This is a genomic window from Acinetobacter sp. ATCC 27244 (assembly GCF_000156555.1).
GTDB lineage: Bacteria > Pseudomonadota > Gammaproteobacteria > Pseudomonadales > Moraxellaceae > Acinetobacter > Acinetobacter haemolyticus.
The window spans coordinates 44,580-46,668 of sequence record NZ_GG665950.1 but is presented as its reverse complement, the minus strand read 5'-3'; the positions used below and the strand labels follow the sequence as shown (position 1 = coordinate 46,668).

Annotated in this window: 1 protein-coding gene and 1 pseudogene; one reads left to right on the top strand and one right to left on the bottom strand. The window is 36.5% G+C overall.

Annotated elements, in window-relative coordinates:
* Window positions 1-198 (bottom strand): annotated as a pseudogene (locus HMPREF0023_RS16650) (nucleoid-associated protein); the annotation flags it as partial.
* Between the two features lie 666 nt (window positions 199-864).
* Here HMPREF0023_RS16650 and HMPREF0023_RS02325 point away from each other — a divergent pair.
* Complete coding sequence (locus tag HMPREF0023_RS02325; protein ID WP_017396498.1) at window positions 865-2,064, top strand: tyrosine-type recombinase/integrase; 1,200 nt, start codon at window positions 865-867, stop codon at window positions 2,062-2,064.
* Window positions 2,065-2,089 lie beyond the last annotated feature (25 nt).

Genomic DNA, 2,089 nt, shown 5'->3' with positions numbered 1-2,089 from the left:
TTTATCTTTTCCAATTGAAAACTGACCAACCATTAAGCTGGATCTAGAAAATAGCTTTAATAAACTCGCTGCTAACTCGCTATCTAGCGTACTTAAATCATTCTCTGAATCTTTAATCTTAGCAATTAATGTTTCTGTACTTTTTTTATCTTCTTTAACGCGTCGAATTTCATGAACAATAATATGCTGAATAGACATGATCCATCTCTAAAAAGTGAAAATGATTAAACTTTAGAACAATTTTCATAAAGGCTTTGACTTCAACACTTTATCACTGTTGCAAATTTATCACTAATGCAATTTTTACTACCTCACAGATAGGGTTCGTATTTTAAATCACGCGATTTTGGTTTGTGCCCACTGGCACCTGAATTACTAATAGCAGTAGTCGATCTACCAAGCTGGAATGTCTGCCCCCTTTACTATTCGACTTACTTGACCAGTAAAAAAGCAGGTCAGAAGAAACAGTAAAACCACTTATATTTTTTTAAGCTAAAAAATCAGTTTTATATTCAAAAATACTCGAATCGAGAATTAAGGAATCAAATTGACGATACGTGTACTGATATTCCAACCCTGAACACTTGTCGGTATATTTGTCGGTACATTTGAATTTATAATAATTTATATTTATATATTTCAGTTACTTATATAATATTTATGACTTCCTCTCTCACCGCCAAGATTATTTCTAAAACCATCTAAAGATGACCTAAAAAGCTTAAATCTAAAGGGTTTAGGCTTTTTTTATTACTTACACATTCCTACCCTTTCCATTGCAATCCCCAATATTGTGGGGGATAATTGGGGGATGATTATAAAAATCAAATAATCGTCCCCCAATTTGCATGGATACTATTCAGAATGCTTAGCGATGCTCAAGTTAGAAAGATCAAACCACTTGAAAAGAAAAAGCGTTATGCTGATGAAAAAGGACTGTATTTAGAAGTCACGCCATCAGGTGGACGCTTCTGGCGGTTAAAATATCGGTTTAATGGTCGTGAAAGTACTTTAACTATTGGCAGCTATCCAGAGATTTCACTTGCACAGGCTCGTCGTGCTCGTGATGAAGCACGTATTCAGCTTTATAGTAATATCGATCCCAATGCTGTGAAAAATCAACGATTACAGCAAACGGACGAAAGCATCCTTTTTAAATCCCTTGCGATGGAGTGGATGGAGGACCGTAAAGCAGTCATTAAAGAAACGACTTATCTACGTGATCTATCAGTCTTCGAGAAAGACCTTTTCCCTGCATTAGGTAATATGCCTATTGATCAAATTAAAGGTAAAGATGTGCTTGCTTGCGCAAAAAAAATTGAAGCACGCGGTGCATTGGAAATGGCAAAACGCTCAATTCCTTTAACTGGTCGTATTTTCCGTTTTGCAATTCGTAAAGGCATTATGGAGAATGATCCAACACCGCACTTACAAGAAGCCTTAAAGCCTCGTAAAGTAAAGCACATGGCCCGTTTGGATATTTTAGAGTTTCCACCATTCCTTGAACGTATGGATCGTTATCATGGCAGTCCAATGATTAAAACAGCGATTCAGTTGATGACCTTAACTTTCGTACGTACTGCTGAACTTAGAATGATGGAATGGGATGAAATTGATTTTGAAACTAAATTATGGCGTATACCTGCTGATAAAATGAAGATGGCTCAACCACATATTGTTCCTTTATCTAAACAGGCAATCGAGTTAATAGAGCAATTGCGCCCTCTTACAGGCAATAAACAATACGTGTTTTATAATCACAGTACAGCTAAGCCTATGAGCAGTAATGCTCTTTTATGTGTAATTCGTACAATGGGATATAACGGTAAGATGACAGGACATGGCTTCCGTGGGCTTGCTTCTACAACCTTACATGAACAAGGTTATATGCATGATGCAATTGAAATCCAATTGGCGCATCGAGTTGGGAATGCAGTATCTCAGGCTTACAACCATGCTCAGCATTTAGACTACCGAATCAAAATGATGCAGGAATGGTCTGATTTTATTGATGGTTTAAGGAATAAAATTGTGCCTTTCCCTAAGAGAAATGAAGCTGTATAAAAAGCCTAGCTATAGTTTTAAATGG

Coding starts and splice junctions, on each gene's coding strand:
- HMPREF0023_RS02325 (WP_017396498.1), top strand. CDS start 865: ATGCTTAGCGATGCTCAAGTTAGAAAGATCAAACCACTTGAAAAGAAA.